The sequence below is a fragment of the Streptomyces sp. RLB3-17 genome, assembly GCF_007113425.2.
In the GTDB taxonomy this organism is placed as follows: domain Bacteria; phylum Actinomycetota; class Actinomycetes; order Streptomycetales; family Streptomycetaceae; genus Streptomyces; species Streptomyces mirabilis_D.
The window spans coordinates 199,841-222,082 of the sequence record NZ_CP041610.2 but is presented as its reverse complement, the minus strand read 5'-3'; the positions used below and the strand labels follow the sequence as shown (position 1 = coordinate 222,082).

Below are 22,242 nucleotides of genomic sequence, written 5' to 3'. Positions count from 1 at the left end.
GACGGGTTCGATCACCCGCTACGAAAATCAAGTCAGAGCCTAATCTCGTATAGTACCGACGGGTCGTAGCTTAAGTGGTGGAGCACGGCAAAAGTGCCGCCGAGGAGCCGGTTCGAGTCCGGCCGACCCGACCAACCCCAAGCGCACGGCAGCACGATGGACCGGCCAACGTCCGGGGCCCGGCACCCGGGCTCGCCGGAACAGCCAGTCATCCAAAAGACCCGAACAAGTGAACCGGATACGGTGTAATGAAAATTGGGATCACCGGCGGTGGCAGTGCAGGACATGTTGTACCCGCTCTCGCGGTAGCAGCCCAGCTGAACCAGAACGGCGCACACGAACTTGTCTACTTCGGCCGTTCGGACAGTATCGAGCACGAATACGCGAAGACCTCGGACATTCCCTTCCGGCCGGTGCCTTCAGCAGGCCTGAAACGCTACGGCTCGTGGAGCAACCTGCGCATGCCGTTCACCGTGCTGCACGGCATCGGCGCTGCCTGGAAGGCCATGCGGCGTGAGCGCCCGGACGTCGTCTTCAGCAAGGGCGGCTACGTGACCGTCCCTGTCGGCATCGCGGCCTGGCTGTGCCGGGTTCCCCTCGTCATTCACGAATCGGACCACTCGCTCGGCCTCGCCAACACAATCCTCGCCCGCCTGGCCACCCGGGTCTGCCTGGCCGTCCCGGCCTCCGCCGCCACCCCCCGCTGGCTCAGCCGGAAAACAGTCGTTACCGGCCTTCCGCTGCGCCACGACCTCGCCGACGGCAACCCGGAGCGGCTGCGCCGGCACTGGGGCCTCAAACCGGTCCCCGTGCTGCTGATCTTCTGCGGCAGCCAGGGCTCCACACGCATCAACAACGCGGTGCGCAGCCAGCTGAATGAGTTCTGCGCCCGTTTCTCGGTCGTCCACGTCTGCGGCAAGGGGAACCTCGACCCCTCCCTGGACGGCATCGAGAACTACCGGCAACGGGAGTATCTGCACGCAGAGATGACCGACGCACTCTGGCTCGCCGACCTGGTCATCGGCCGGGCCGGGGCAACAACCCTCGCCGAGATCGAAGCCCTCGGCACGCCGGCCGTGCTCATCCCCCTGCCAGGCTCCGTCAGCCGCGGCGACCAGCTCGACAACGCCCACGCCTACGCCAGCCGCCACCCGGGCCGGTGTCTTGTCATCCCCGACGACGAGGCGCTCACGGGTGGAGCCGAACTGGTCAAAGCCTGCGTGCGTCTGGCAGCAGCCTCAGGCGACCCCCGGCAGCCCGACCGCGCAGACATCCATCGTGCCGCCGGCCTGGTGGCCACCGAAGCTCTGGCCGTAGCCAGGCCGCAGCGCAGGCGCCGGGACCGGTAGCCCCCGATGTAGACGATCGCGTTCCTGGCCGGGGCCGGCTCCTCGAAGCAGGAGAAGAAGTCGTCCAGTGCCTCGGGGGCCACGGTGAGCGCATCCTCACGCTGGTTGCGCTACTCAAGGCGCCGCAGCAGCTCGGTCTACTCGACGGGGAGGCATATGACCGACTCCTGCAGGTGCGGGCTCGCAGAGCTGGGAAAGCTGGGGAGAGACAGCTCCAACAGTTTTGGCTCGTCGGGATGAGCACGGTGCGCCGGCGACGACGGTTGAGGCGTTCGTGGGTTGCTCGCAGGGGCCGGCCCGGTCGCTCAGGTTTCGTCGACGGTACGAACTGTCCGCTTCCGCTGTTGGTCGTGGGTGGCCGCCCAGGTCGCCAGCAGGCGCAGGCCGTCCTCGGAGGCGGTGCCGGGTTCGGCGCAGTAGGCGAGGGGTCAGGTCGTCGTCGGCGACGAGTGCCATGGCCTCGAAGGTGAGGTGGAGGGTGCCGATGGCGGGGTGGTGGAGGTGTTTGACGCCGGTGGTGTGGCGGCGTACGTCGTGGCGGGCCCAGCGGGCGCGGAAGTCCGTGCTGCGGGTGGACAGTTCGCCGATCAGGGCGGTCAGGTCCTGGTCGAAGGGGTTCCGGCCGGCGTGGGCGTGCAGCAGGGCCACGGCGTCGTCCGCGGCGTGGTCCCAGTTGTCCCAGAAGGCGTGGGAGCGGGCGTCGAGGTAGATGAACCGGGCGTGGTTGGGAGGCTGCGTCGTGGTGTCGTGGAGCGATGCGAACAGGGCCCGGCCGAGTGCGTTGCTCGCCAGGACGTCCGTGCGGCCGTTGATGACGGCTGCCGGGGTGTCGGTCATCGCGTCGAGGAGGCGCTGGACATTGGGCCGCACGCCCTGCGGGGCCGCCGGTTTACGACGTCGGCGCGGACTGGTTCCGGCGGCGCGGGCCAGGTCGTGGAGGTGGGCCCGTTCGGCGTCGTCCAGCCGCAGGGCGCGGGCGAGCGCGTCCAGGACGGCGTCGGACACCCCGGTGAGGTTGCCTCGTTCCAGGCGGGCGTAGTACTCGACGCTGCCCCGGCGAGCTGCGCGGCCTCGGCGCGGCGTAGTCCGGGCACCCGGCGGGCGCCGTAGCTGGGCTGCCCGGCCTGGTCGGGGGTGATCCTGGCCCGGCGGGAGGTCAGGAACTCGCGGATCTCGCTGCGGTGGTCCATGCCTTCCAGGCTAGGCAGCCGCAGGGCCTGGTGGGGTGCCCTGCCATTACACCTTTCAGCGGTGACTCCCTCGTTCGCCGACGCAGCGGTTGCATGGTTGTCGGCCCGCTCATCGCATGGTTTCGGACCGGCTCTGCGGGCTCTCACCCAGATCAGGGGAGCGGCGGTCTCACGGCCCCTCTCCTGGCCAGATCAGCGAAGGACATCAGGATGCAGAACGTCACCTTCACCAACGCAGGCGTCACCATGGCCGGGAACCTCCACCTCCCGGACGGCTTCTCCGAGGACCGGTCCTACCCGGCGATCGTCTCCGTGCACCCCGGCGGCGGCGTCAAGGAGCAGACAGCCGGCCTCTACGCTGAAAAGCTCGCCCGCGAGGGCTTCGTCACCCTCGCCTTCGACGCCTCCCACCAGGGTGAGAGCGGCGGACAGCCCCGCCACCTCGAAGACCCCGCCTCCCGGGTCGAGGACGTGCGGGCGGCCGTGGACTACCTGTCCACGCTCAGCTACGTCGACGCCGGCCGCATCGGTGTGCTCGGCATCTGCGCCGGCGCCGGCTACGCCGTCAACGCCACGATGACCGACCGCCGCATCAAGGCCGTCGGCACCATGCCCGATCGACATCGGCGCCGCCTACCGCCTGGGCTGGGACGGGACCGAGCCCGTCGCCAGGCAGCTCGCCACCCTTGACGCGGTGGCGCAGCAGCGAGCCGCCGAAGCCCCGGGCGCCGACGCCGTCATCGTGCCGTACGTGCCCGAGACGGTGGACGAGACCACGGTCCCCGACATGGCCGAGGCCCACGACTACTACCGCACGCCGCGGGCCAAGCACCCCCGCTCCGACAACCGCATGCTGTTCACCAGCATTGCGAACGTCTACGCCTTCGACGCGTTCCACCAGGTCGAAACGCTGCTGACCCAGCCGCTGCTCATGGTCGCCGGCAGCAAGGCCGGCTCCCTGTGGCAGGCTGAGCAGCTCCTGCCGCGCGTGAACAGCCCCAAGGAGCTGGCCATCGTCGACGGCGCCGGACACGTCTCCCTCTACGACATCCCCGAGTACGTCGACCAGGCAACCGCTCACCTGTCCCCGTTCTTCACGAAGTACCTCTGATCCCGTTACCGCCGGGCGACCGGCGTCGAACACTGGTCAAACGCTTCAGTTTGATGCGGACGTTGTTGATGTTGTTCGGTGCGGGGTTCAGGTCCATCGCCTCGCACACGTTGCGCGCACGCAAGGGGGCGTCGGCTTCGGCGAACACGGCCATGATCTGCTGGTAGGCGGGGCTGTCCGGCAGGGACGCAGCCGGCTCCGCCGGTGCCAGGGGCGCCTCGTCGGTCAGTTCCAGGAGCGTTTTACGGGTGATCGCGATGTGTTCGGCGGCCTGGGCGAGTCCGTCCAGCAGCGCGGTCAGCTGGACGATCTGCTCGTGAGCGGCCTCCGCTTCCACGGCGATCTGCCGCTCGGGGACCTCCAGGCGGGCCAGCAGGGCGCCGAGCGTCTGCTGCGGGTCGCGCCGCGCCAGGGCGGAGGTGCCCGTCAGCCGACGGGCCATCACGTCGCTTATCGCCCAGTACACCCGTGACTCGGCCGAGGCCGGGCGGTGTTCGTAGTCGCGGACCAGCCTGCGGTGGAGCATCAAGGTCCCGTTGGTCTGCTCGAGTCTCCAGCGGATCGGTTGTCACAGCCGCAAGAAGCGAGACGGCTTTGATCGGCGGCCCAGGATGCTCCCGTGTGACGTATAACGCGACATGCTCCCGCCGACCACCGTCCTGGACGGCGAGGTCGTGATCTACGCGAACCGAAAGATCGATTTCGAGGCCGCGCAGTCGAGAGCCGCCTCCACTCCCGCTCGGGCGCGCCGCCTCGCCGAGGACCTTCCCGCTCGGCTTGAAACGCTGCCAGAGCCCTCCCGTCTGATCCAGAGGTCGAAAGTCCGCAGGTGAGAACCCCTCCGGTTGCAGCGCGCCGCTTGGGGTTTTTTACTAATAGGTACAAATCGAACTAAACCATGCAGTCCGTGAGGTAGGACGGCGGAGGACTGCGCCCTCGGTGGGGGCGTAGTTGCCGCGTGCCGGCGCGCTGGGCCCTCGGTCGGCCTCTGGCCGAGCTGCCGCAAGGGAGATGTGGACATCATGGGACAGCTTGATGGCAAGATCAGCCTGGTGACTGGTGGCTCGACCGGGATCGGTCTGGCTATAGCCCGTCGGTTCGTCGACGAGGGCGCCACCGTGTACCTCACAGGCCGGCGCAAACCCGAACTTGATGCGGCTGTGGAATCCCTCGGGGGACGGGCCATCGGCATACAGAGTGATGTCTCGCATCTCGACGCTCTGGATGAGCTGTTCGCGATCATCCAGGGTGGCAGCGGACGGCTGGATGTCGTCGTCGCCAACGCCGGCGGCGGCGAGCTGGCGCGACTGGAGGAGATCACCGAGGAGCAGTACCGTTCGACCTTCGACATCAACGTCAAGGGGACGATCTTCACAGTCCAGAAGGCACTCCCTTTGCTGCCGGACGGGGCCTCGGTCATCGTGCTCTCGTCCACCAACGCGTCGATGGGCGTCCAGGCCATGACGGTCTACAGTGCCACCAAGGCCGCCATCCGCAACCTGGCCCGCACCTGGGCCGCCGAACTCGCGGGGCGCGGCATCCGTGTCAATGCCCTCAGCCCGGGACCGATAGAGACCCCGGGCATCCGCGGTCTGGGCAGCCCGGCAAAGGGTGAACAGCAGTTGGCGGACCGTCTCGCCGACGATATTCCCCTCGGCAGGATAGGACGCCCCGACGAAGTCGCCGCCACGGCCGTCTTTCTCGCCTCGGACCAGAGCTCCTTCACCACGGGAGCCGAACTCTTCGTTGACGGCGGCCTTGTCCAGGTCTGAATGCGGCCGCCCTATTTCGGTGTTGCCTCGATGAGAGGCAGGACGACCGCTTGGCCCGCCAGCCGGCGGTGGTTTTTCACGGGTTTCCTTAGGGGCCCGACCTTATGGCCAAGACCGCGCTTATGGCCAGGACTGCGCTCAAGAGCCTCCTGCCGCAGCCCGAGATCCGTCGGGCCGGGGCTTGTGCCCGGCCTACGCGCGGTGCACGCCGGGGCCCCATTGGATGACTGGCGCGTCAGTACAGGGTGGGGCCGGCTGTTGGTCTAATGCCCGATCTAGGGGAGATGATCATGTCCTCGCGACCACCAGGCCCCCGAATCTGGGGCGACAGGGCCTATCCGCGCCTTGAGGAAGACCAGCTGGCCCGACTTTTCGAGTTCGGCGTTCCCCGGAACATCTCCCCAGGGCAATTCATATTCCGCGGTTCGGGCGGCGGTTGTAGGACGGGGGGGGGAGGTCATGGCCCCCATGGTCGGCACCGTCCGCGCGGGCAGCCAGCAACGCTTCATCCTAGGAGTCGCAGTGACCGGCACGGAGCGGAAGCATCGGATCGACACAGCCGACAGGCCGGGACCACGGGGCGCATTGCCTCCCGTCCGGAGGCAACCGCGGCGCAACAGCATGCACCTGCTGACCGGCAACCACTGCACCGCCACGGCTTTCCCCGCCCGAAGCCCTGGGGACGGTGCCGGCCCAGCCCTTCAGGGCTTGTGGCGGCGCGGGGGCAGGCCGTGCAGCCGTGTCACCGGTGTTCGGCGGCCACGCGTCGGACCTCGATGATCGGCAGCAGCTGGCGTCGGGTGGGACCGGGAGAGGTGGGCACGTCCGTGAGGGGGAGTTTCTAATACTCCAGCAGCACTTTGACGTTTTCCCTGTTCAGGGTCGGTCTGGGTGAGTGTAGAGGGCTGATGGCCGGCCTGTGTTCTCTTTCCCGGGCCGCCCCTCGATCGTGTGCAGCCGCCGCTGATAGTGACAGCGGTCCGGGCAGCCTCCCGGCGTGATCGACGAGCGTGCAGTTGAGATCTGGAACGACGAACTCGAGGAACTGTTCCTGCGTACCGGCCACCGCTTCAGGCGTGTCGAGCCGCGTCGCCGGATGCGTGACTACATCCGTGGACTACTGGGCCCGGTCGGCCGCAAAAACGGCTGGCAGCTGGCCGAATACGCCGGACACCGCACACCCGACCGCCTCCAGCGGCTCCTCAACGGCGCCCGCTGGGACGCCGATGAGCTCCGCGACGACCTCCAGCACTACGTAGCCGAACGGCTCGGCGAGCCCGACGGGATCCTCATCCTCGACGACACCGGCTTCCTCAAGAAAGGCACCACCTCGGCCGGCGTCCAGCGCCAGTACTCCGGCACCGCCGGCCGCACCGAAAACTGCCAGATCGGCGTGTTCGCCGCCTACGCCACCACACACGGACGCGCCCTGGTGGACCGGGAGTTGTACCTGCCCAAGACCTGGACCGACGACCGCGACCGCTGCCGCGCCGCTCACATCCCCAACGAGCGGACTTTCGCCACCAAACCCGACCTGGCCAAGGCCATGGTGCTGCGGGCGATCGCCTCACCGCTGCCGATCGCCTGGGTGACCGCGGACGCCGCCTACGGCCAGGAATGGCGGCTGCGCCACATGCTGGAGGAGACCAGCCTGGGGTATGTACTCGCGGTTCCCAAGTCCCAGCAGGTGCCCCACTTCGGACGCATCGACCACCTCTTCTCCCAAGCACCCGACGAAGCGTGGGAGAGACGTTCGTGCGGTGACGGGGCCAAGGGCCCGCGCGTCTACCACTGGGCCGCCCTGCAGATCACGCCCATCGAGGACTTCGACGACGAGATGCCCACCCACCAGCGGTGGGCACTGGCCCGCCGCAGCATCAACAAGCCCGAAGAGATCGCCTACTACCTCGCCTACGCACCGCTCGGCACCACCATCGAGCACTTGGTCCGCGTCGCCGGGACGCGCTGGGCCATCGAGGAAGCCTTCCAGGCCGCGAAGAACGAATGCGGCCTCGACCAGTACGAAGTCCGCCGCTACACCGGCTGGATGCGGCACATCACCCTGGCCATGCTGGCGCATGCCTTCCTGGCCGTCATGGCCGTCGACGCCGCGGCAAAAGGGGCAGCAGAAACGGTTCCTGCCTCGCGCCCCTCACCGTGGCAGAAATTCGGCGGCTCCTGGCAACTGGCCACTCATCCATCGCCGTTCACCAGCCCCTCATCAGCGCACGCGCGTTGAGGTGGTCACACTGGCGCAGACGACGCCAAGCCGTCGCCCGCCGCTGTCACTATCAGCGGCGGCTGCACACGATCGAGGGGCGGCCCGGGAAAGAGAACACAGGCCGGCCATCAGCCCTCTACACTCACCCAGACCGACCCTGAACAGGGAAAACGTCAAAGTGCTGCTGGAGTACTAGTACTCCAGCCGTAGATCGTGATCTTCATGTCTGATTCGCGGCTTGTCGGCGGTAATGGCTGACCTGGGCTCGGGCCTGGTGGCGGCGGCGCCAGGCGGACCAGCGGAGCCGGTGGGCTGCATCGTGCACGAGCCGGACGATCAGCGTCGTGAACAGTCGCTGGATCTCGTTGCAGGTGAGCGGGATCAGCTCGTCCGGGGCGGGATGGCGGGCGTGTTCGTCGGCGCGGACGACGGCGAGGAAGGCGTGAGCGAGCATGGCGAGGGTGACCCAGCGGGACCAGGAGGTATAGCGGCGAACCTGGTGCTCGTCGAGTGCGGCCAGGCCCTTTCCGGATTGGAAGAACTCCTCCACCCGCCATCTTGATCCAGCGACTCTGACCAGCACGGCCAACGGCACGGACGCGGGCGAGTAGCAGCGGTAGTAGGCGAGTTCACCGGTGCTGCGGTTACGGCGGATCAGCAGCTGACGACTCCCGGGGCGGGGGTCGGCGAGGTCGATGACTGCCCAGTTGTAGAAGCGGTGCCCCTTGGCCCCGGCCCCTGCCGATAGCTTCTGCCAGGCCCGCTTGGGCACCTTCTTGGACAAGATGTCCGCACGGAACTTCCCCGCACCGGTGGTGACTTCGTGCGAGCAGGCCACCGCAAGGACGTAGCCGGTGCCGCGTTCCTCCAGTGCGGTTCGCAGCTTCGGGTTGCCGCCGTAGACCTCGTCCCCCGCCACCCAGGCAGCCTGATGGCCGGCGTCCAGGAACCGGGCGACCATACGAGTGGCCAGCTCCGGCTTGGTCGCGAAGACGATGTCCTCGTCCAGGCCCGCAGCCCGGCAGCGGTCGGGGTCCAAGGTCCAGGAGCGCGGAACGTAGAGTTCCCGGTCCACGGCGGTGTGGCCGCGCTGACCTGCGTAGACCAGATAGACAGCGACTTGGGAGTTCTCAATCCTGCCAGCGGTGCCGGTGTACTGGCGCTGTACCCCGACCGTGCTGGTGCCCTTCTTCACGTCCCCGGTCTCGTCGACCACCAGTACCGCCCGGTCGTCGTGCAGATGCTCCACCACGTACTCCCGTACGTCATCGCGTACCGCATCGGCATCCCACTTGGCCCGGCCCAACAGGTGCTGCATACCGTCCGGAGTGGTCTCGCCGGCCCACTCCGCGATTGTCCAGCAGTTCTTGCGTGGCAGGTCGGCCAATAGACCGAGCACCAACCGCGCCGCCCTGCGCCGGGGTTCGACCCGCGCGAAGCGCCCCGCGATCCGGCCCATCAGACCCTCGAACGCGTCCCGCCAACGGGCGGGTTCTATGCTGTGACCTGCGGCCACCGTCTCTTCGTCAGTCCACACAACTCACGATGATCAACGGTGGCCGCAGCCGTCTTATCGTCGGCCCTGACCAGCCAACATTACGATCTGTGCCTGGAGTAGGCGGCGGTCGAAGGGGCGACGCAGGCGCACCGTCCCGTATCAGGAGGACATATGCGACGTGGCGAAGTCTGGTGGGCAGATTTCAACGAGCAGCGGGCAGTCGTACTGCTGTCGGGAGAAGAGGCGTCCGGTTTCTTGGCGATGCAGGTCGTCGCTCCCGCGGGCACCGATCTCAGCGGCGTGGCCGTTGAGGTGGCAGTAGGTGCCCCCGAAGGACTGCCTCTCGAAGGCGTCCTGAGAGTCGCACTTCCACGTCCCGACCTCATCCCTTGCACTTGGCTGGTCACCCTGGCCAGGGAAGACCTGACCGGGCAGGCGGGCGTCCTGCCGTCCGCGAAGCTCAGCGAGATCGAGGATGCCCTTCGTCTCGGTGGACTCAAGTAGGCAGAGAGGGATGGACGCCGCCGATGGCGCGGCCGGTCTCGTCGAGATGGTCAATGGTGGCCGCGCCATATCAGCGGCGCCCCCACTCACAAGATCACGATCTACGGCTGGAGTACTAATACTCCAGCAGCACTTTGACGTTTTCCCTGTTCAGGGTCGGTCTGGGTGAGTGTAGAGGGCTGATGGCCGGCCTGTGTTCTCTTTCCCGGGCCGCCCCTCGATCGTGTGCAGCCGCCGCTGATAGTGACAGCGGCGGGCGACGGCTTGGCGTCGTCTGCGCCAGTGTGACCACCTCAACGCGCGTGCGCTGATGAGGGGCTGGTGAACGGCGATGGATGAGTGGCCAGTTGCCAGGAGCCGCCGAATTTCTGCCACGGTGAGGGGCGCGAGGCAGGAACCGTTTCTGCTGCCCCTTTTGCCGCGGCGTCGACGGCCATGACGGCCAGGAAGGCATGCGCCAGCATGGCCAGGGTGATGTGCCGCATCCAGCCGGTGTAGCGGCGGACTTCGTACTGGTCGAGGCCGCATTCGTTCTTCGCGGCCTGGAAGGCTTCCTCGATGGCCCAGCGCGTCCCGGCGACGCGGACCAAGTGCTCGATGGTGGTGCCGAGCGGTGCGTAGGCGAGGTAGTAGGCGATCTCTTCGGGCTTGTTGATGCTGCGGCGGGCCAGTGCCCACCGCTGGTGGGTGGGCATCTCGTCGTCGAAGTCCTCGATGGGCGTGATCTGCAGGGCGGCCCAGTGGTAGACGCGCGGGCCCTTGGCCCCGTCACCGCACGAACGTCTCTCCCACGCTTCGTCGGGTGCTTGGGAGAAGAGGTGGTCGATGCGTCCGAAGTGGGGCACCTGCTGGGACTTGGGAACCGCGAGTACATACCCCAGGCTGGTCTCCTCCAGCATGTGGCGCAGCCGCCATTCCTGGCCGTAGGCGGCGTCCGCGGTCACCCAGGCGATCGGCAGCGGTGAGGCGATCGCCCGCAGCACCATGGCCTTGGCCAGGTCGGGTTTGGTGGCGAAAGTCCGCTCGTTGGGGATGTGAGCGGCGCGGCAGCGGTCGCGGTCGTCGGTCCAGGTCTTGGGCAGGTACAACTCCCGGTCCACCAGGGCGCGTCCGTGTGTGGTGGCGTAGGCGGCGAACACGCCGATCTGGCAGTTTTCGGTGCGGCCGGCGGTGCCGGAGTACTGGCGCTGGACGCCGGCCGAGGTGGTGCCTTTCTTGAGGAAGCCGGTGTCGTCGAGGATGAGGATCCCGTCGGGCTCGCCGAGCCGTTCGGCTACGTAGTGCTGGAGGTCGTCGCGGAGCTCATCGGCGTCCCAGCGGGCGCCGTTGAGGAGCCGCTGGAGGCGGTCGGGTGTGCGGTGTCCGGCGTATTCGGCCAGCTGCCAGCCGTTTTTGCGGCCGACCGGGCCCAGTAGTCCACGGATGTAGTCACGCATCCGGCGACGCGGCTCGACACGCCTGAAGCGGTGGCCGGTACGCAGGAACAGTTCCTCGAGTTCGTCGTTCCAGATCTCAACTGCACGCTCGTCGATCACGCCGGGAGGCTGCCCGGACCGCTGTCACTATCAGCGGCGGCTGCACACGATCGAGGGGCGGCCCGGGAAAGAGAACACAGGCCGGCCATCAGCCCTCTACACTCACCCAGACCGACCCTGAACAGGGAAAACGTCAAAGTGCTGCTGGAGTACTAATCAACGGCCCTGTCTCACATTCGGTGGTGACGGAGCGTATTGATTCGTCGTTGAAGTGACGTGCGGAATGTCAACGAGTTTGTAGATGTGGTGTTTTGAGGGCTGTCGCCGCTGGTCATTGAGGATGTGGCCGACGAGGGCGAGCGGATTCTGGTGCGGGCGCGGACGCCGGAGGAACCGGTGCCGTGTTCGAGTTGCAGGGCGCCGTCTGGCCGTGTGCATGGCTTTCACCTGCGGACGGTGGCCGATGTGTCGGTGGACGGGCGGCGGGTCGTGGTCCGTGTCCGGGTGCGGCGTCTGGTGTGTCCCACGCTCGGGTGCCGTCACACCTTCCGCGAGCAGGCGCCGGGAGTGCTGGAGCGTTACCAGCGGCGCACCGCTCGACTGACCAGGCAAATCAAGGCCGTGGTCAAGGAGTTAGCGGGCCGGGCGGGGGCACGTTTGCTGGCGATACTCGCCGTGGGACTGTCGCGCCACACTGCCCTGCGCGTCCTGCTGGACATCCGTTGTCCGTCGGGTGGGTGCCCCGCGTGATCGGCGTCGACGATTTCGCTCTGCGCCGGTGGCACCGCTATGCCACCGTCGTGATCGACGCCGAGACCCACGAGCGGATCGACGTACTACAGTCCCGTTCGTGCTGGTGACCGGCACGCCATTCGGCGGGAGAACGGTGGCTCCGTCGTCGAGCCGGCCGTGGGGCTGGCGGTCGAAGTATTGGCGGACGATGCAGTCGACAGCTCTCAGCGCAGCCCCTGCCAGCTGCTCTTGGTGAGCCGCCGCGGTGATGCTACGCCGAACGGATGGGTCCCGACGGATCCCCGCGGCAAGGCCTCGTTCCACACCGAGGTTCAGAAACAGGCACCGTCCTCCCCGCGCAGGCGGGGGTGAGCCGGCCCCACGAGCGTTGTCCCGCTCAAGGTTGTCAGTGCTCGTTCATAGGATCACGGCATGTCTGATGCCTTCACCGTCTTGTGGACCCATGACACCTGCCGTGCCCTGCGCAAGATGGGCCGCGTGGGCGAGCGGCCGCCGGTCGCCTTCAGCGGCGTCCATTCCTCCCTGCCCGCCTGGTCGGGTGCCCGTGTCGGGGACGAGGTGTACGCGCTGCACGTCAACCGGTGCGCCGTGTTCGTGGTGAGCCGGATGCGAGTGATCGACAGGGAGCGGCGCGACTGCTGCGGCACCGCCCCCGAGACGTGGCAGGACCCGGCGTTTCCCGGGCACGGCGACTGGTCGATGCTCGGCGCCGGCGGCTGCGGCGCTGCGGCAGTGCACGTGGACGCCACGCCCGTACGCTTCGATACCCTGATCCCCGGCGATCTTCTGGCGGGGCTTACCTGGCGTAACCGCCGAGGCCAGACCCGCGGTCTGAAATACGTGGTGGACGGCCGTCTCGAACGATCGGTCAGTCTCCAGGGGTTCTACCGTCTGACCCCCGAGTCCGCCGACGAGTTGGCGAAGGTCGTCGGCAACGCCCTGCAAGCGGTCGCATGACATGGCGGCACAGCGACTGTCAGGGAGTGGAAGGCGGCCGGGTCGGCAGATGACTTGCCGATCGATGACAGTCGAAACGGAAAGCCCAGGCAAGCGGAGCTATCTCAGTGGGAACCTTCGGCCGGTTGCCGGACACGTATAGAGCATGGAACTGAACGATGCTGGTCCCGCCGTACCGGTCGGAGGGATATCTGACCGAGAGCTGTGGGCGAGGGCCGTCGACGGCGACCGGGAGGCGTTCGGTCGGATGTTCGACCGTCATGGGAAGACCGTCTACAACCATCTGTTCCGGCGCACGGCCGACTGGTCCGAAGCTGAAGACCTCACGTCGACCGTGTTCTTGCACGCCTGGCGTCGGCTATCGGAGACGGTGCTGGTCCGCGACTCGGCCTTGCCGTGGCTGCTGGGCATCGCCGACGGCCTGCTGTCGAACACCAGGCGGCGGCTGAGGCGGGCCGAGGCGTTGCTGCGCCGGCTCGTCTCGCATGACGAGCCGGTGGGCGACCACGCGGACCGTGTCGCCGGCCTGGTCGACGACGAGCGTCGCATGTCGGAAATCCACCGGGCGTTGGCTCGGCTGCCGCGCCACGAACGTGACGTCGTCGAGCTCTGCGTGTGGTCGGGCCTGGATCAGCAGGCGGCTGCGGCAGCGCTGGGGGTGGCGGTCGGAACCGTGAAGTCCAGACTGCACCGGGCGCGGCGGAGGCTGGGGGTCGACCTCGTTGGCGGAGCAGCGGCTCCGGCGTCATTCAGTTCGAAGAGTCCCGTCAACGCGGAAGAGGTCGCACGATGAATCACACGCGGGGCGTTCCTGCGGCTCCTTCCGATCGTGATCTGCCGAACCACCGGCGGACCCGAGAGGAGCTGCTGATGAAGATCGGCCCAGAGAACAACCGTGCTTCGCTGCGACGCAGGTGGGGAGTACCGCTAGGCGTCGCCACCGGGGTTGCGGCGATGAGCGTCGCGGCCGTGGCCGTCTTCAGCGGGATAGGGGATGCCAAGCCGCTTCTCGCCGGCCCCGCCGGAGACCCGACGGGCGCCGCCTCGTCACCGAGTCCGGGCACAACGCACGGCTCCGCGTCGGCCGGAGCCGGCTCGGCGTCGTCCTCGGCTCGCGCGAGTTCCGCCCCGGACGCATTCTCCATCACCAGCGGGACGACGACGCCGATCGACGCCCGGACCGTCGCCAGGATCCTGGCCTCCTGCCTGGGCTCGGATGCATCGCGATTCCACGCGGTGGCCGCGGTCCGCGCACCCATCGCCTCGCAGGACTGGGACGGCGTGGTCATCGCCGTCGACTCAGCCGATCAGTACGTGCAATGCGAGTCGAAGGGCGACAAGGGCAACAGCCAGGACTCCCCGCCCACGTTCATCAACAATCGCCTGTGGGGCACCGGTCACATGATCGAGTACTTCGACTCCATCCGCGAGCCCGCCGGCAAGGGGCAGTACGTCATGCTGGGCGCCGGGCACTACACATCCGACATTGCCAAGATCACCATCAGCTACGGCGACAACCCGAAGCAGTACCCGGCGGTCATGGCAGGCGGCGCGTTCGTCTACGCGGCGGCTCTCTCCACCGACGACCCCGGCCCGCACTATGTGGGCCCCAGCCCCTACGTGCATGCCTACAACGCATCCGGCGCGGAGATCTACAACCAGAAGAAGGACCCGCAGTTCGCCGACAAGCAGTAAGCCGGCCTTTCGACCGACCTCATTGCTGCCCGGGCGATGTGCCGGGGCAGCAAATGAGTGGTGTTCATCGTGAAAGCTGCAGGTCAAGTGGGCTGGTGTGCGTGGGCTTCGGGATGCTCGGGCCAGTCACGGGCGGATGACTCTCGTGAAGATCGTCGGTCAGGTCAGCGGGCGACCTCGCAGGCGCCACGGGGCAGCGGAGCATTTCGCGGGGGTGCTGGCGGGTGCGGCTGGCCCAAAGACGTGCAAGTGGCTGATTTGTGCCCGCGGCGCTATGGGACAGAGCCTCCTACGGTTCACGCCATGACAACAGTGATCTTGATGTACGGCCCGGCGTACGGGCGGACTCTCACCACCGAAGCCACAGAAGGAGAGGTACTGCGTGAGGCCGGTTGGAGCTACCGGCTGACCGACGACTTGGACGATCGAGGAAGGCGCATCGCAATGGCGTACATGGACTGATGGATCATCCGGGCCGGGCAGCGCCGTCGGCTCGAGGGCACTGCCCCGGTGGTTCTACCGGCGGTAGAATCACCGGCATGAGCAAGCCGACGAGCATCAAGACCAGCGAGGAAGTGCGCAACCGGCTGCGTATCCTCGCCGACGAGCGCGGCACCACCATCACCGAGCTGCTGGAAGAGCTCGCCACTCGCGAGCTCACGAAGGCCGAGCGGGAGCAGCGTGCTGTCGAGGCCGCCCGTGAGCTCGGCATTGAGTACACCGAGCAGGTTCAGCAGGACGGCCAGGACGCCTGGGCGAAGATCCGTGCCCATCAGGGCGGCGGCGCCGCATGAACCTGACGGCCGTCCTGGACCACACCGCTCTGGCCGCCCTGTACCGCGCGGACTCCTTCTTCACGGGCCTCTACATCGAGGCCTCACGTGGTACCGGTCGTGTCATGATCCCCTCGCTCGCCGTGTTCGCTGCCGAACGGCAGGTTGCGGGCGCAGGCAAGCACGCGGCATCCCTGCGGTTCGCGGAGAACGTTCCGTTCACCGCAGCTCATGCTGTGGATGCGATGGACTGGAGAAGCGTGGACTGGCCCGTGGCCCACGCTGCTGCGATCGCCTGGCATGCGGTGAAGGCGGGAGAGCCGCTCACGGTCCTGTCGCTGGAACCCGAGCTGTACGCGGGTACCGGCATCACTCCGCTGAACCCCACCTGACCCGCGCCGCCTCGGACGAAGGGGGGCCGTTTCCCGCGGGAAACGGCCCCCCTTCTTTGGTCAGTGCCCGGCGTTCAGGTGCGCCTGCCGGGCGATGACCAGGCCACGCCAGCGGCTGCGGATGTGCTGCTCACTGTCGAGCCACCGGACTCCGGAGGCCTGATCGGCAGGCACGTCGGCCATGAACTGGGCGATGTCGACGAAGTAGGCGTGATCTTCGTCGGACGTGTGCTCTCGTAGCCGGGTGAGCGTGGCGTGCAGTGCGGTGTGGTCGTCAAGGACGGCCTGGTGAAAGGCGCAGGCCAGCTCGATCGCGGGTGTCAGCGAGTTGAGGCCCGCGATATCGAGTTCGGTGCGCAGCGTAGCGATCTGGTCGTCGACGCTGTCGCTGCCGGCATCGCGGATGAGTTCGGCCCGGCGGACGTTGATGGTGGTGGCGCGCAGGTTGAGGCCGGTCAGGAGCTGGTGGGCGAGGTCGATTTCCGCGGTGGCCTGGTCGGGGGAGTAGAGCGCGATGGCGAATGCGCGCAGGGCCTGGCTGTGGGCGGCCTCGCCGGCCTTGCCGTGCAGTTCGGCTTCGGTGCGTCCGGCGAGGTAGGCCGCGGCGGCACGCTCGGGTTGGCCTTGAAGCCAGTACAGGTCACCCAACACGCGTTGGTGGCGGCCTTCCCAGCCGAGATTCTGGGCGGCGGCGAGGGCGGTGGGGAAGTCGCCGGCCAGGCGTGCGGCGTGGGCCAGGCCGCGGCGGGCGGCCGGGGCGAGGCGGCCGCCCTGGTCGGCAACCTGCTGGTAGTCGCGGCGGGACTGGGCGGCTCGGCCGGTGTCGCGCAGGGCCTTGGCCCGGTAGTAGAGCGCCACCTCCTGGAGGTCGGCGGGCAGCAGGTCGGCGTCGAGGACGGCGGTGAGCCGGCTGACGGTGCGAGCGCGGTGCTCGTGCTGGCGGCGGGTGAGGGTGCTGAGGAGTTCCACGAGGGCGTCGGCGGGCGTGCCGGGCGCCCGGGCGCCGGGGGCGGGTGGGGTGACCGGCTCCCAGACGGAATCGCTGACGTAGGTCCAAGCGGCGTCAGTGAGCCAGTCGAGGTCGAGGTTGTAGTCCCGGGCGATGGCGAGGCCCTGGCGCAGGCAGCCCACGAGGAGCCGGCGGTCGCGGCTGGTGCCGGCGGTCCACTGCTCGCCCAGCGCGGTGAGGGTCCGCTGGGCGGCCTGGTGCCAGTCGCGCGGAGACCAGCGGTCGTCGGCGTGATCGTCGGCGTCCCGGAAGGTGGAGCGGATCAGCCCATGCAGGTGGTAGGGCCACAGGCCGGAGGGGTCCTGCCGGACGAAAGGGCGTTCGATCAGGCGCAGTGCCGGCGCCTCGTGGGTCAGGCCGGCGGCTCGCGCGGCGAGCGGCAGGTCGAAGGCGTCGAGCAAGGACACAGAGCGCAGTACGTGCCGCTCGGGCGCGGTGAGGTCGGAGAGGGTGCGGGCGATCAGGGCGGGGAAGTCGTGGTCGAAGTCGGCCGGGGCGGGGCTACGGCCGGTGCGGCGGATTTCGAGGAAACGCATCACCGACAGGTCGAGGTAGAGCGGCAGGCCGTGGGAGCGGCCGGCGATGACCTGGCGGATCTCCTCGCTGATAAGCGGTTCGCCGTCGCGGGTGAGCCGGCGGGCGAGGTGGTCGTCACAGTCCTCGGGGGAGAAGTCGCCGATGAGGACCTGCCGCGCGTGGCCGTGGGGCGGCCGGGCGGCGCGGGCCGCCGGGACGGCTGCGGGGAGGGCCAGATGCGGCCAGGCGGCCGGGCCGGTGTAGTCGAGCTGCCCCTGTAGAGCGGCATCCGCCCACTGCAGGCGCGAGCGGCCGGTGATGACGAAGAAGCAGTTCGGCATGAGCCACACGATCCGCTGGATGAGGCGCTCCAGGTCGCGGTGCGTACGGTCGCCGACGTCCTCGAAGGTGTCCAGCAGGATCACCGGCATGACGCGCTTGTCCGCCGGGAGCTGGGCGAGCTCCCATGCAAGCAGGTGCGGGTAGAAGCTCAACGCATCCAGGTCCGGGTCGGCCTCCAGCAGGTCCGCCAGCCGCGCGCACCCAGCGAGTGCCCGCACGGTCTGCCGGCGCTCGCGCAGCGCCCTCGTGAGGGAGCCGGCCAGCGCACCGGCCGCCGTACCGACGGTGCCCGGTAGGAGGAGCGCCTGGGCGACGTCCGCGAGAGCGGACTGCATCTGCTGCGGCATCGCCTTGCCGAACCGGCCCGCGAGGCCACCGCGGCGCAGGTACTCCTCCAACGGTTCACCGGGGTGCTGGGTCTCCCAGTAACGGCGAAGGGCGATGTCGAAGGCGGGCAGCGGGCGGCCCAGTTCGGCCAGCGCCGCGCGGACCGTGAGGATGACGTCCTCGAAGGACGTTCCGGCGGAGCGAGCCAGGTCGATGCGTACAGGCAGGATCCGCTGTCCGGACCAGGCGGGCTCACCCCACTGGGCAGGCCGCTGATCGGCCCCGGCGAGCGCGGCCTCCAGCTTGCGGGACAAGGTCGTCTTGCCGATTCCCCCGACCCCGTGGAACACCATCACGTTGTGACGCGGGCGCTCCAGGTCCTCGACATCGAACGCGGACTCGTTGATCAGTCGCAGATGCTCGGACAGTGCGGCCGCGACCAGCTCCCACTGCAGCTGCCGGTTCGTGAACGCCTCCACGGCCTCCAGGCCCCGGTCGTTCGTGCTGAACAGTGCCCGCAGATCCCGGCCTGCCACGTCCACCCCCGAAAGATGATCACTGGAGAGCCCAACCTATGCCCGCTGCACGCCCCTTGGGGAGCCCGCCCGCTCTCACTGCCTCGTCAATGGAGTGATCCAGGCCGTTTCTTTGGAGCACCTTGCCCGGTGCGCTTTCGGGCTGGGCTGAGCGTGTGAGATCAGCTGTTCGTACGGTGTGGTGATGTCGCATCGGCGCAGGCGGCATTCAAGGGTGTGCGTGATCGACAGGCCAACACTCGTTCGAACAAGGGAACCCACATGCCACTGCTGCCTCCCATCGGCGCGGAGATCCCGTGCAGCATGCTCGCGGTCAACAGCCCCCTCAAGATCCGGAACTCTCTGGTCACCGTGGACTTCAGGGGCGGCATCAAACACCGCGTCGACGTCAACCCCAACGATCCGATGAACAGCGTGCGCATGAGGACGGTCGGCTTCAAAATCAGCGCGGAACTGCCCGGCGAGAACGGGGGCAGAGGGAGCATCACGATCGAGCAGAACGATGTGGACGTCGACCCGAAGAGTCTGCTGAGGATCACTCAGAGCTTCCCGCCGAAGTTCGAGAACATCATGGTCCTGGACTTCACCATGGTCATCGAGCAGCCCGGCAACGGCAATGGCGGCGAGCCGCTGATCTTGACGACGAAGGACCCGGCGAAGCTCATCGGCACGCTCACCCAGTACCCGCCGAAGGGCGACCTGTACCAACTGCAGAATCCGGTCGATCTGATCGACCTGGAGAACCCTGACACCGTGGTTGCGACGATCCAGAAGCTCCCGGTCAAGATCGGCGGCCTCTGAGCGGCGTCGCCCTGCCGAATCCGGCTGATCTGCAGCAGGCGGTCTGGCCCGGTTCTGGAGCGGGGACCGCGGGCATGTGACCGTCGCAGGCCCGGAGGACAATGGCGACTCCCATTCATGATCAAGATTGAGGGGGTTGCCGTGTCCGGCACACCAGATGAGCGCGATTTCTCCGGCCTGGAGGGAGGCGACGGCCCGCAGGCCGTCGACGATGTCCGGGCGGTGGTGTCCTGGTACAGCCCGCTTTCCCCTCCCGAAAGGGAGACACGGGCGTCAACTCACACACCGCCCCTCACGAGCTGGCGATTCGTTCAACGGGCCGGACCCAGAACGACTCGGTAACCTCCTCCGCCGCTCAGGGACTCGTACCGGAACTCGTCGAGTGTGCGTCGCCGGTTTATGAGGTTCTCAACCTCAGCGTGGGTCTGCTTGTCATAGCTTGCGACGCTCAGCAAGTACTGTTCGTAGTCGGTCGCTATCACCTCTCTCGTTGAACGTTGGTGGCGCGCATGGAGGTCGACTTGGGTTCCGACGACCAGGCAAGCCCCGGACGGCGATCGCGGAGGGCCGACGCGGATCACCATGAGCGTCCGAGGCCGAGGGAAGGGTCGGCTGGATGTGGCGATCTCCGCAGCCGATGCCCGAGACGGGACGATTGGTTTCGGTTGCAGTTGTCAGGAGGCAGCGGGAGCGTGCTCCAGTTCGAAGACGGTTGTGGGCTCCTCGGTTCCGCTTCGTGGCGGCGGGTGAGGTGGCGGTCCAGCAGAACGCTGCCCATGTGGGCGACCCCGAGGGCCGCGCCGATCCAGGCCGTACCCGCCAGCCCCAGTCCCGTGTTGATCACGAGGCCGGATGCCAGGGGGACGACGGCGATGCCGACGTTGAAGGCGGCGATGTTCACGGCGCCGCCGAGCGTCCTGGTCGCTCCGAGAATGGAGAAGACTCTGGCGTTGACTGCGGGCGTGACCCCGAAGTTGGCGGCTCCCAGGAGCACCACCAGGGCGATCATGACCCAGGCGACATGTGCGGTCACTGTGAGTGCTGTCGCGGCGACGATGAAGGCGGCCATGCCCATCAACAGGAGTGTGAAGGGGGCGCGGTCGGCTACGCGTCCTCCGATGGTCAGGCCGATGAACGCGCCGACGCCGTAGAGTCCGAGCACGAGGGGTACCAGGCCTGTGCTGAGGCCGGTGACGTCCTCCAGCAGGGCTCCGAGGTAGGAGAAGATCGCGAATTGGGCGGCCACGATCAGTGCGGTGGTGGCGTAGGCGACCCAGAGCCGTGGCTGCATCAGCGAGCGCAGTTCCGTGGCCAGACGCGGCTGTGCCGTTGTCGTGTCCCGGCCGCCGGGTAGGGCGATGAGCAGCGCGATCGTGGACAGAGCGGTCATCGCGGCTACGGCCCAGAAGGCAGCCTCCCAGCCGGCGTGCTGTGCGAGCAGGGTGCCGCCCGGGACACCGATGATCGTGGCCACGCTCAGTCCCGAGACGACCACTCCCATGGCCCGGCCCTGCTTGTCGGCGCCCACCAGCGAGATGGCCGCGACCGAGGCCATGGCCCAGAATCCGGCATACGCCATGGCCGACAGCACCCGCATGACCAGCAGGAATCCGAAGTGCGGGACGAGGGCGGCGCCGACGTGGGCGGCGATGAAGACGAGCTGGAAGCCGACCAGCGCGGCACGGCGCGGCATCTTCAAGGTGACCAGGCTCATCAGCGGTGCTCCGACGAGCATGCCGATGGCGAAGGCGGACACCAGCATTCCGGCGGAGGCGAGGGGGATGTCGAGGTCCTGGGCGATGGAGGGCATCACGCCGGAGAGCATGAATTCCGAGGTGCCCTCGGCGAAGATGCCCAGCCCAAGGACGTAGATCACAAAGGGCATGATTCATCTGCTTCGTGTGAGGAACGCGGGGTAACCGGGTGCTCCGTTCGGCCGTGCGCAGCCCTGTCTGAGAAAGGGCCCGTTGCCGGCGAGGACCACCTGTAGAGGCGGCGTTGCCTCCCGGTTCGCGTCCAGCATCCCGCCCGGGACACGCGTGCGGACGCCTCGCGCGCGCCCTGCTGAACCTAGGTCTGGCCTGTCCACTCACCGGTCCGTCATGCCGCTGTAGTGGTATCACTGGATGCATGGATCAAAGTGACGAGCTCGGTGACTTCCTGCGCTCGCGCCGGGCCCGTCTGCGTCCCGAGGACGCGGGGGTGGCCTTCAGCGGCGGCGCGCGCCGGGTCCCGGGACTGCGCCGTGAAGAGGTCGCGCACCTGGCGGGGGTGAGCACGGACTACTACGCCCGTCTCGAACAGGGCCGGCACCCCCACGTCTCGGAGACGGTGCTGGAGGCGGTCGCCCGCGCGCTGCGTCTGGACGACACCGAACGCGGCTACCTCTTCGAACTCGCCCGACCCAAGTCCCCCAGCCCGGAACGGCGCCGTCCGGCCCCGCTACCGCGCGTGCGTCCGGCGATCCACCAGATGCTGGACGTCCTCAACAATGTCTCGCCGGCCCTGGTCCTCAACCAGCGCAGCGACGTCCTGGCAGTCAACCATCTTGCCAAGGCGCTGATCACGGACTTCGACGCACTGCCGCACCGCGACCGCAACTTCGCGCGATTCGTACTGCTTCAGCCCGCCGCCCGTGACCTCTATCAGGACTGGGACCAGGTCGCGGAGGCGTTCGTCGCCAGTCTTCGTCTGGCTGCCGGACGCCATCCCGACGACCGCCTGCTGAACGAATTCGTCGACGAGTTGTCCATCAAGGTTCCCGAGTTCTCCACCTGGTGGGCCGGCCACCGCGTGGACCAGTGCGCCCACGGCACCCGGCGCCTTGTTCACCCTGTGGTCGGCGAACTCACCCTCTCCTACGAGATTCTGGCCCTGCCCGCCGACCCTGACCTGAGTATCTGCCTCTACACCGCGGAACCTGGTTCGGCCTCTGCGGAGAAGCTCAGCATGCTCGCCAGCTGGAGTGTCCCGACGGGCCTACGAGGGCGGAGCTCCTCCGAGGCACCCTCGAGTTGACTC

Annotated in this window: 19 protein-coding genes, 1 tRNA gene and 2 pseudogenes; 16 read left to right on the top strand and 6 right to left on the bottom strand. The window is 67.9% G+C overall.

Translation table 11 applies throughout. The annotated features are described in order from the left end of the window. Positions 1 to 59: 59 nt before the first annotated feature. Together FNV62_RS01165 and FNV62_RS01160 are read left to right on the top strand one after the other, a co-directional pair. Positions 60 to 134 (top strand) — tRNA-Thr (locus FNV62_RS01165). Between the two features lie 114 nt (positions 135 to 248). Then, on the top strand, positions 249 to 1,349 hold the full coding sequence (locus FNV62_RS01160; protein ID WP_143606484.1) for a UDP-N-acetylglucosamine--N-acetylmuramyl-(pentapeptide) pyrophosphoryl-undecaprenol N-acetylglucosamine transferase: 1,101 nt from the start codon (positions 249 to 251) through the stop codon (positions 1,347 to 1,349). 305 nt (positions 1,350 to 1,654) lie between these two features. Here FNV62_RS01160 and FNV62_RS01155 read toward each other — a convergent pair. Further along, positions 1,655 to 2,539, bottom strand: a pseudogene (locus tag FNV62_RS01155) (helix-turn-helix transcriptional regulator). A gap of 210 nt (positions 2,540 to 2,749) precedes the next feature. On the opposite strand from FNV62_RS01155, the gene FNV62_RS55130 reads away from it, so the two are divergent. Beyond that, positions 2,750 to 3,229 carry an alpha/beta hydrolase gene (locus FNV62_RS55130; RefSeq protein WP_240361100.1) on the top strand — a complete coding sequence of 160 codons (480 nt, stop codon included), beginning with the start codon at positions 2,750 to 2,752 and terminating at the stop codon, positions 3,227 to 3,229. A 4-nt stretch (positions 3,230 to 3,233) separates the two neighbouring features. Beyond that, positions 3,234 to 3,650 (top strand): alpha/beta hydrolase, encoded by a 417-nt coding sequence (locus FNV62_RS55125; RefSeq protein ID WP_225900075.1) that lies wholly within the window; start codon positions 3,234 to 3,236, stop codon positions 3,648 to 3,650. Here the strand turns inward: FNV62_RS55125 and FNV62_RS01145 are convergent. Next, positions 3,634 to 4,176, bottom strand: a complete 543-nt coding sequence (locus tag FNV62_RS01145; protein WP_225900074.1) for a hypothetical protein — start codon at positions 4,174 to 4,176, stop codon at positions 3,634 to 3,636. The genes FNV62_RS55125 and FNV62_RS01145 overlap by 17 nt on opposite strands. A gap of 496 nt (positions 4,177 to 4,672) precedes the next feature. Here FNV62_RS01145 and FNV62_RS01140 point away from each other — a divergent pair, with 496 nt between their 5' ends. Both FNV62_RS01140 and FNV62_RS01135 read left to right on the top strand, forming a co-directional pair. Then, a complete protein-coding gene (locus tag FNV62_RS01140; RefSeq protein ID WP_143651903.1) occupies positions 4,673 to 5,422 on the top strand; it encodes an SDR family NAD(P)-dependent oxidoreductase in 750 nt (249 codons plus the stop codon). Between the two features lie 1,000 nt (positions 5,423 to 6,422). Continuing rightward, the gene (locus FNV62_RS01135) at positions 6,423 to 7,661 is read left to right on the top strand and encodes an IS701 family transposase (protein WP_375336837.1); all 1,239 of its coding nucleotides are present in this window, start codon (positions 6,423 to 6,425) and stop codon (positions 7,659 to 7,661) included. A 202-nt stretch (positions 7,662 to 7,863) separates the two neighbouring features. Here FNV62_RS01135 and FNV62_RS01130 read toward each other — a convergent pair whose 3' ends face one another. Then, the gene (locus FNV62_RS01130) at positions 7,864 to 9,102 is read right to left on the bottom strand and encodes an IS701 family transposase (protein ID WP_144316376.1); all 1,239 of its coding nucleotides are present in this window, start codon (positions 9,100 to 9,102) and stop codon (positions 7,864 to 7,866) included. A 210-nt stretch (positions 9,103 to 9,312) separates the two neighbouring features. Between FNV62_RS01130 and FNV62_RS01125 the strand changes: the two genes are divergently transcribed. Further along, positions 9,313 to 9,645 (top strand): type II toxin-antitoxin system PemK/MazF family toxin, encoded by a 333-nt coding sequence (locus FNV62_RS01125; protein ID WP_144314455.1) that lies wholly within the window; start codon positions 9,313 to 9,315, stop codon positions 9,643 to 9,645. 293 nt (positions 9,646 to 9,938) lie between these two features. Here the strand turns inward: FNV62_RS01125 and FNV62_RS01120 are convergent, their stop codons facing one another. Beyond that, complete coding sequence (locus FNV62_RS01120) at positions 9,939 to 11,177, bottom strand: IS701 family transposase (RefSeq protein WP_375336837.1); 1,239 nt, start codon at positions 11,175 to 11,177, stop codon at positions 9,939 to 9,941. Between the two features lie 261 nt (positions 11,178 to 11,438). Between FNV62_RS01120 and FNV62_RS01115 the strand changes: the two are divergent. The 7 genes and pseudogenes from FNV62_RS01115 to FNV62_RS01085 all read left to right on the top strand — a co-directional run. Next, a pseudogene (locus FNV62_RS01115) lies at positions 11,439 to 11,971 on the top strand (transposase family protein); the annotation flags it as partial. Positions 11,972 to 12,284: 313 nt separating this feature from the next. Beyond that, positions 12,285 to 12,830: a hypothetical protein gene (locus FNV62_RS01110; protein WP_143611881.1), complete on the top strand. Its 546-nt coding sequence runs from the start codon at positions 12,285 to 12,287 to the stop codon at positions 12,828 to 12,830. 145 nt (positions 12,831 to 12,975) lie between these two features. Continuing rightward, a complete protein-coding gene (locus tag FNV62_RS01105) occupies positions 12,976 to 13,623 on the top strand; it encodes an RNA polymerase sigma factor (protein WP_143611880.1) in 648 nt (215 codons plus the stop codon). 77 nt (positions 13,624 to 13,700) lie between these two features. After that, positions 13,701 to 14,525 (top strand): hypothetical protein, encoded by an 825-nt coding sequence (locus FNV62_RS01100; RefSeq protein ID WP_164331462.1) that lies wholly within the window; start codon positions 13,701 to 13,703, stop codon positions 14,523 to 14,525. Between the two features lie 303 nt (positions 14,526 to 14,828). After that, on the top strand, positions 14,829 to 14,987 hold the full coding sequence (locus FNV62_RS01095; RefSeq protein WP_164331460.1) for a hypothetical protein: 159 nt from the start codon (positions 14,829 to 14,831) through the stop codon (positions 14,985 to 14,987). Between the two features lie 77 nt (positions 14,988 to 15,064). Then, a complete protein-coding gene (locus tag FNV62_RS01090) occupies positions 15,065 to 15,319 on the top strand; it encodes a hypothetical protein (RefSeq protein WP_097288489.1) in 255 nt (84 codons plus the stop codon). Beyond that, a complete protein-coding gene (locus FNV62_RS01085; protein WP_164331458.1) occupies positions 15,316 to 15,690 on the top strand; it encodes a PIN domain-containing protein in 375 nt (124 codons plus the stop codon). Before FNV62_RS01090 ends, FNV62_RS01085 begins: the two co-directional genes overlap by 4 nt. Before the next feature lie 60 nt (positions 15,691 to 15,750). On the opposite strand, the gene FNV62_RS01080 is transcribed toward FNV62_RS01085, so the two are convergent. Then, a complete protein-coding gene (locus tag FNV62_RS01080) occupies positions 15,751 to 18,420 on the bottom strand; it encodes an ATP/GTP-binding protein (protein WP_143651901.1) in 2,670 nt (889 codons plus the stop codon). Between the two features lie 261 nt (positions 18,421 to 18,681). Here FNV62_RS01080 and FNV62_RS55120 point away from each other — a divergent pair, with 261 nt between their 5' ends. After that, complete coding sequence (locus FNV62_RS55120) at positions 18,682 to 19,221, top strand: hypothetical protein (protein WP_225900073.1); 540 nt, start codon at positions 18,682 to 18,684, stop codon at positions 19,219 to 19,221. A 577-nt stretch (positions 19,222 to 19,798) separates the two neighbouring features. On the opposite strand, the gene FNV62_RS01070 is transcribed toward FNV62_RS55120, so the two are convergent. Next, a complete protein-coding gene (locus tag FNV62_RS01070; RefSeq protein WP_144314453.1) occupies positions 19,799 to 21,106 on the bottom strand; it encodes a Cmx/CmrA family chloramphenicol efflux MFS transporter in 1,308 nt (435 codons plus the stop codon). A gap of 245 nt (positions 21,107 to 21,351) precedes the next feature. Between FNV62_RS01070 and FNV62_RS01065 the strand changes: the two genes are divergently transcribed. Further along, on the top strand, positions 21,352 to 22,239 hold the full coding sequence (locus FNV62_RS01065; protein ID WP_144314452.1) for a helix-turn-helix transcriptional regulator: 888 nt from the start codon (positions 21,352 to 21,354) through the stop codon (positions 22,237 to 22,239). Positions 22,240 to 22,242 lie beyond the last annotated feature (3 nt).

What these genes read in the sequence shown, in the direction of transcription:
- FNV62_RS01090 (WP_097288489.1), top strand. Translation starts at nt 15,065, where the DNA reads ATGAGCAAGCCGACGAGCATCAAGACCAGCGAGGAAGTGCGCAACCGG.
- FNV62_RS01145 (WP_225900074.1), bottom strand. Translation starts at nt 4,176, where the DNA reads ATGCTCCACCGCAGGCTGGTCCGCGACTACGAACACCGCCCGGCCTCG.
- FNV62_RS01125 (WP_144314455.1), top strand. Translation starts at nt 9,313, where the DNA reads ATGCGACGTGGCGAAGTCTGGTGGGCAGATTTCAACGAGCAGCGGGCA.
- FNV62_RS01065 (WP_144314452.1), top strand. Translation starts at nt 21,352, where the DNA reads ATGGATCAAAGTGACGAGCTCGGTGACTTCCTGCGCTCGCGCCGGGCC.
- FNV62_RS55120 (WP_225900073.1), top strand. Translation starts at nt 18,682, where the DNA reads ATGCCACTGCTGCCTCCCATCGGCGCGGAGATCCCGTGCAGCATGCTC.
- FNV62_RS01095 (WP_164331460.1), top strand. Translation starts at nt 14,829, where the DNA reads ATGACAACAGTGATCTTGATGTACGGCCCGGCGTACGGGCGGACTCTC.
- FNV62_RS01110 (WP_143611881.1), top strand. Translation starts at nt 12,285, where the DNA reads ATGTCTGATGCCTTCACCGTCTTGTGGACCCATGACACCTGCCGTGCC.
- FNV62_RS01100 (WP_164331462.1), top strand. Translation starts at nt 13,701, where the DNA reads ATGAAGATCGGCCCAGAGAACAACCGTGCTTCGCTGCGACGCAGGTGG.
- FNV62_RS01130 (WP_144316376.1), bottom strand. Translation starts at nt 9,102, where the DNA reads ATGGGCCGGATCGCGGGGCGCTTCGCGCGGGTCGAACCCCGGCGCAGG.
- FNV62_RS01085 (WP_164331458.1), top strand. Translation starts at nt 15,316, where the DNA reads ATGAACCTGACGGCCGTCCTGGACCACACCGCTCTGGCCGCCCTGTAC.
- FNV62_RS01160 (WP_143606484.1), top strand. Translation starts at nt 249, where the DNA reads ATGAAAATTGGGATCACCGGCGGTGGCAGTGCAGGACATGTTGTACCC.
- FNV62_RS01105 (WP_143611880.1), top strand. Translation starts at nt 12,976, where the DNA reads ATGGAACTGAACGATGCTGGTCCCGCCGTACCGGTCGGAGGGATATCT.
- FNV62_RS01140 (WP_143651903.1), top strand. Translation starts at nt 4,673, where the DNA reads ATGGGACAGCTTGATGGCAAGATCAGCCTGGTGACTGGTGGCTCGACC.
- FNV62_RS55130 (WP_240361100.1), top strand. Translation starts at nt 2,750, where the DNA reads ATGCAGAACGTCACCTTCACCAACGCAGGCGTCACCATGGCCGGGAAC.
- FNV62_RS01070 (WP_144314453.1), bottom strand. Translation starts at nt 21,106, where the DNA reads ATGCCCTTTGTGATCTACGTCCTTGGGCTGGGCATCTTCGCCGAGGGC.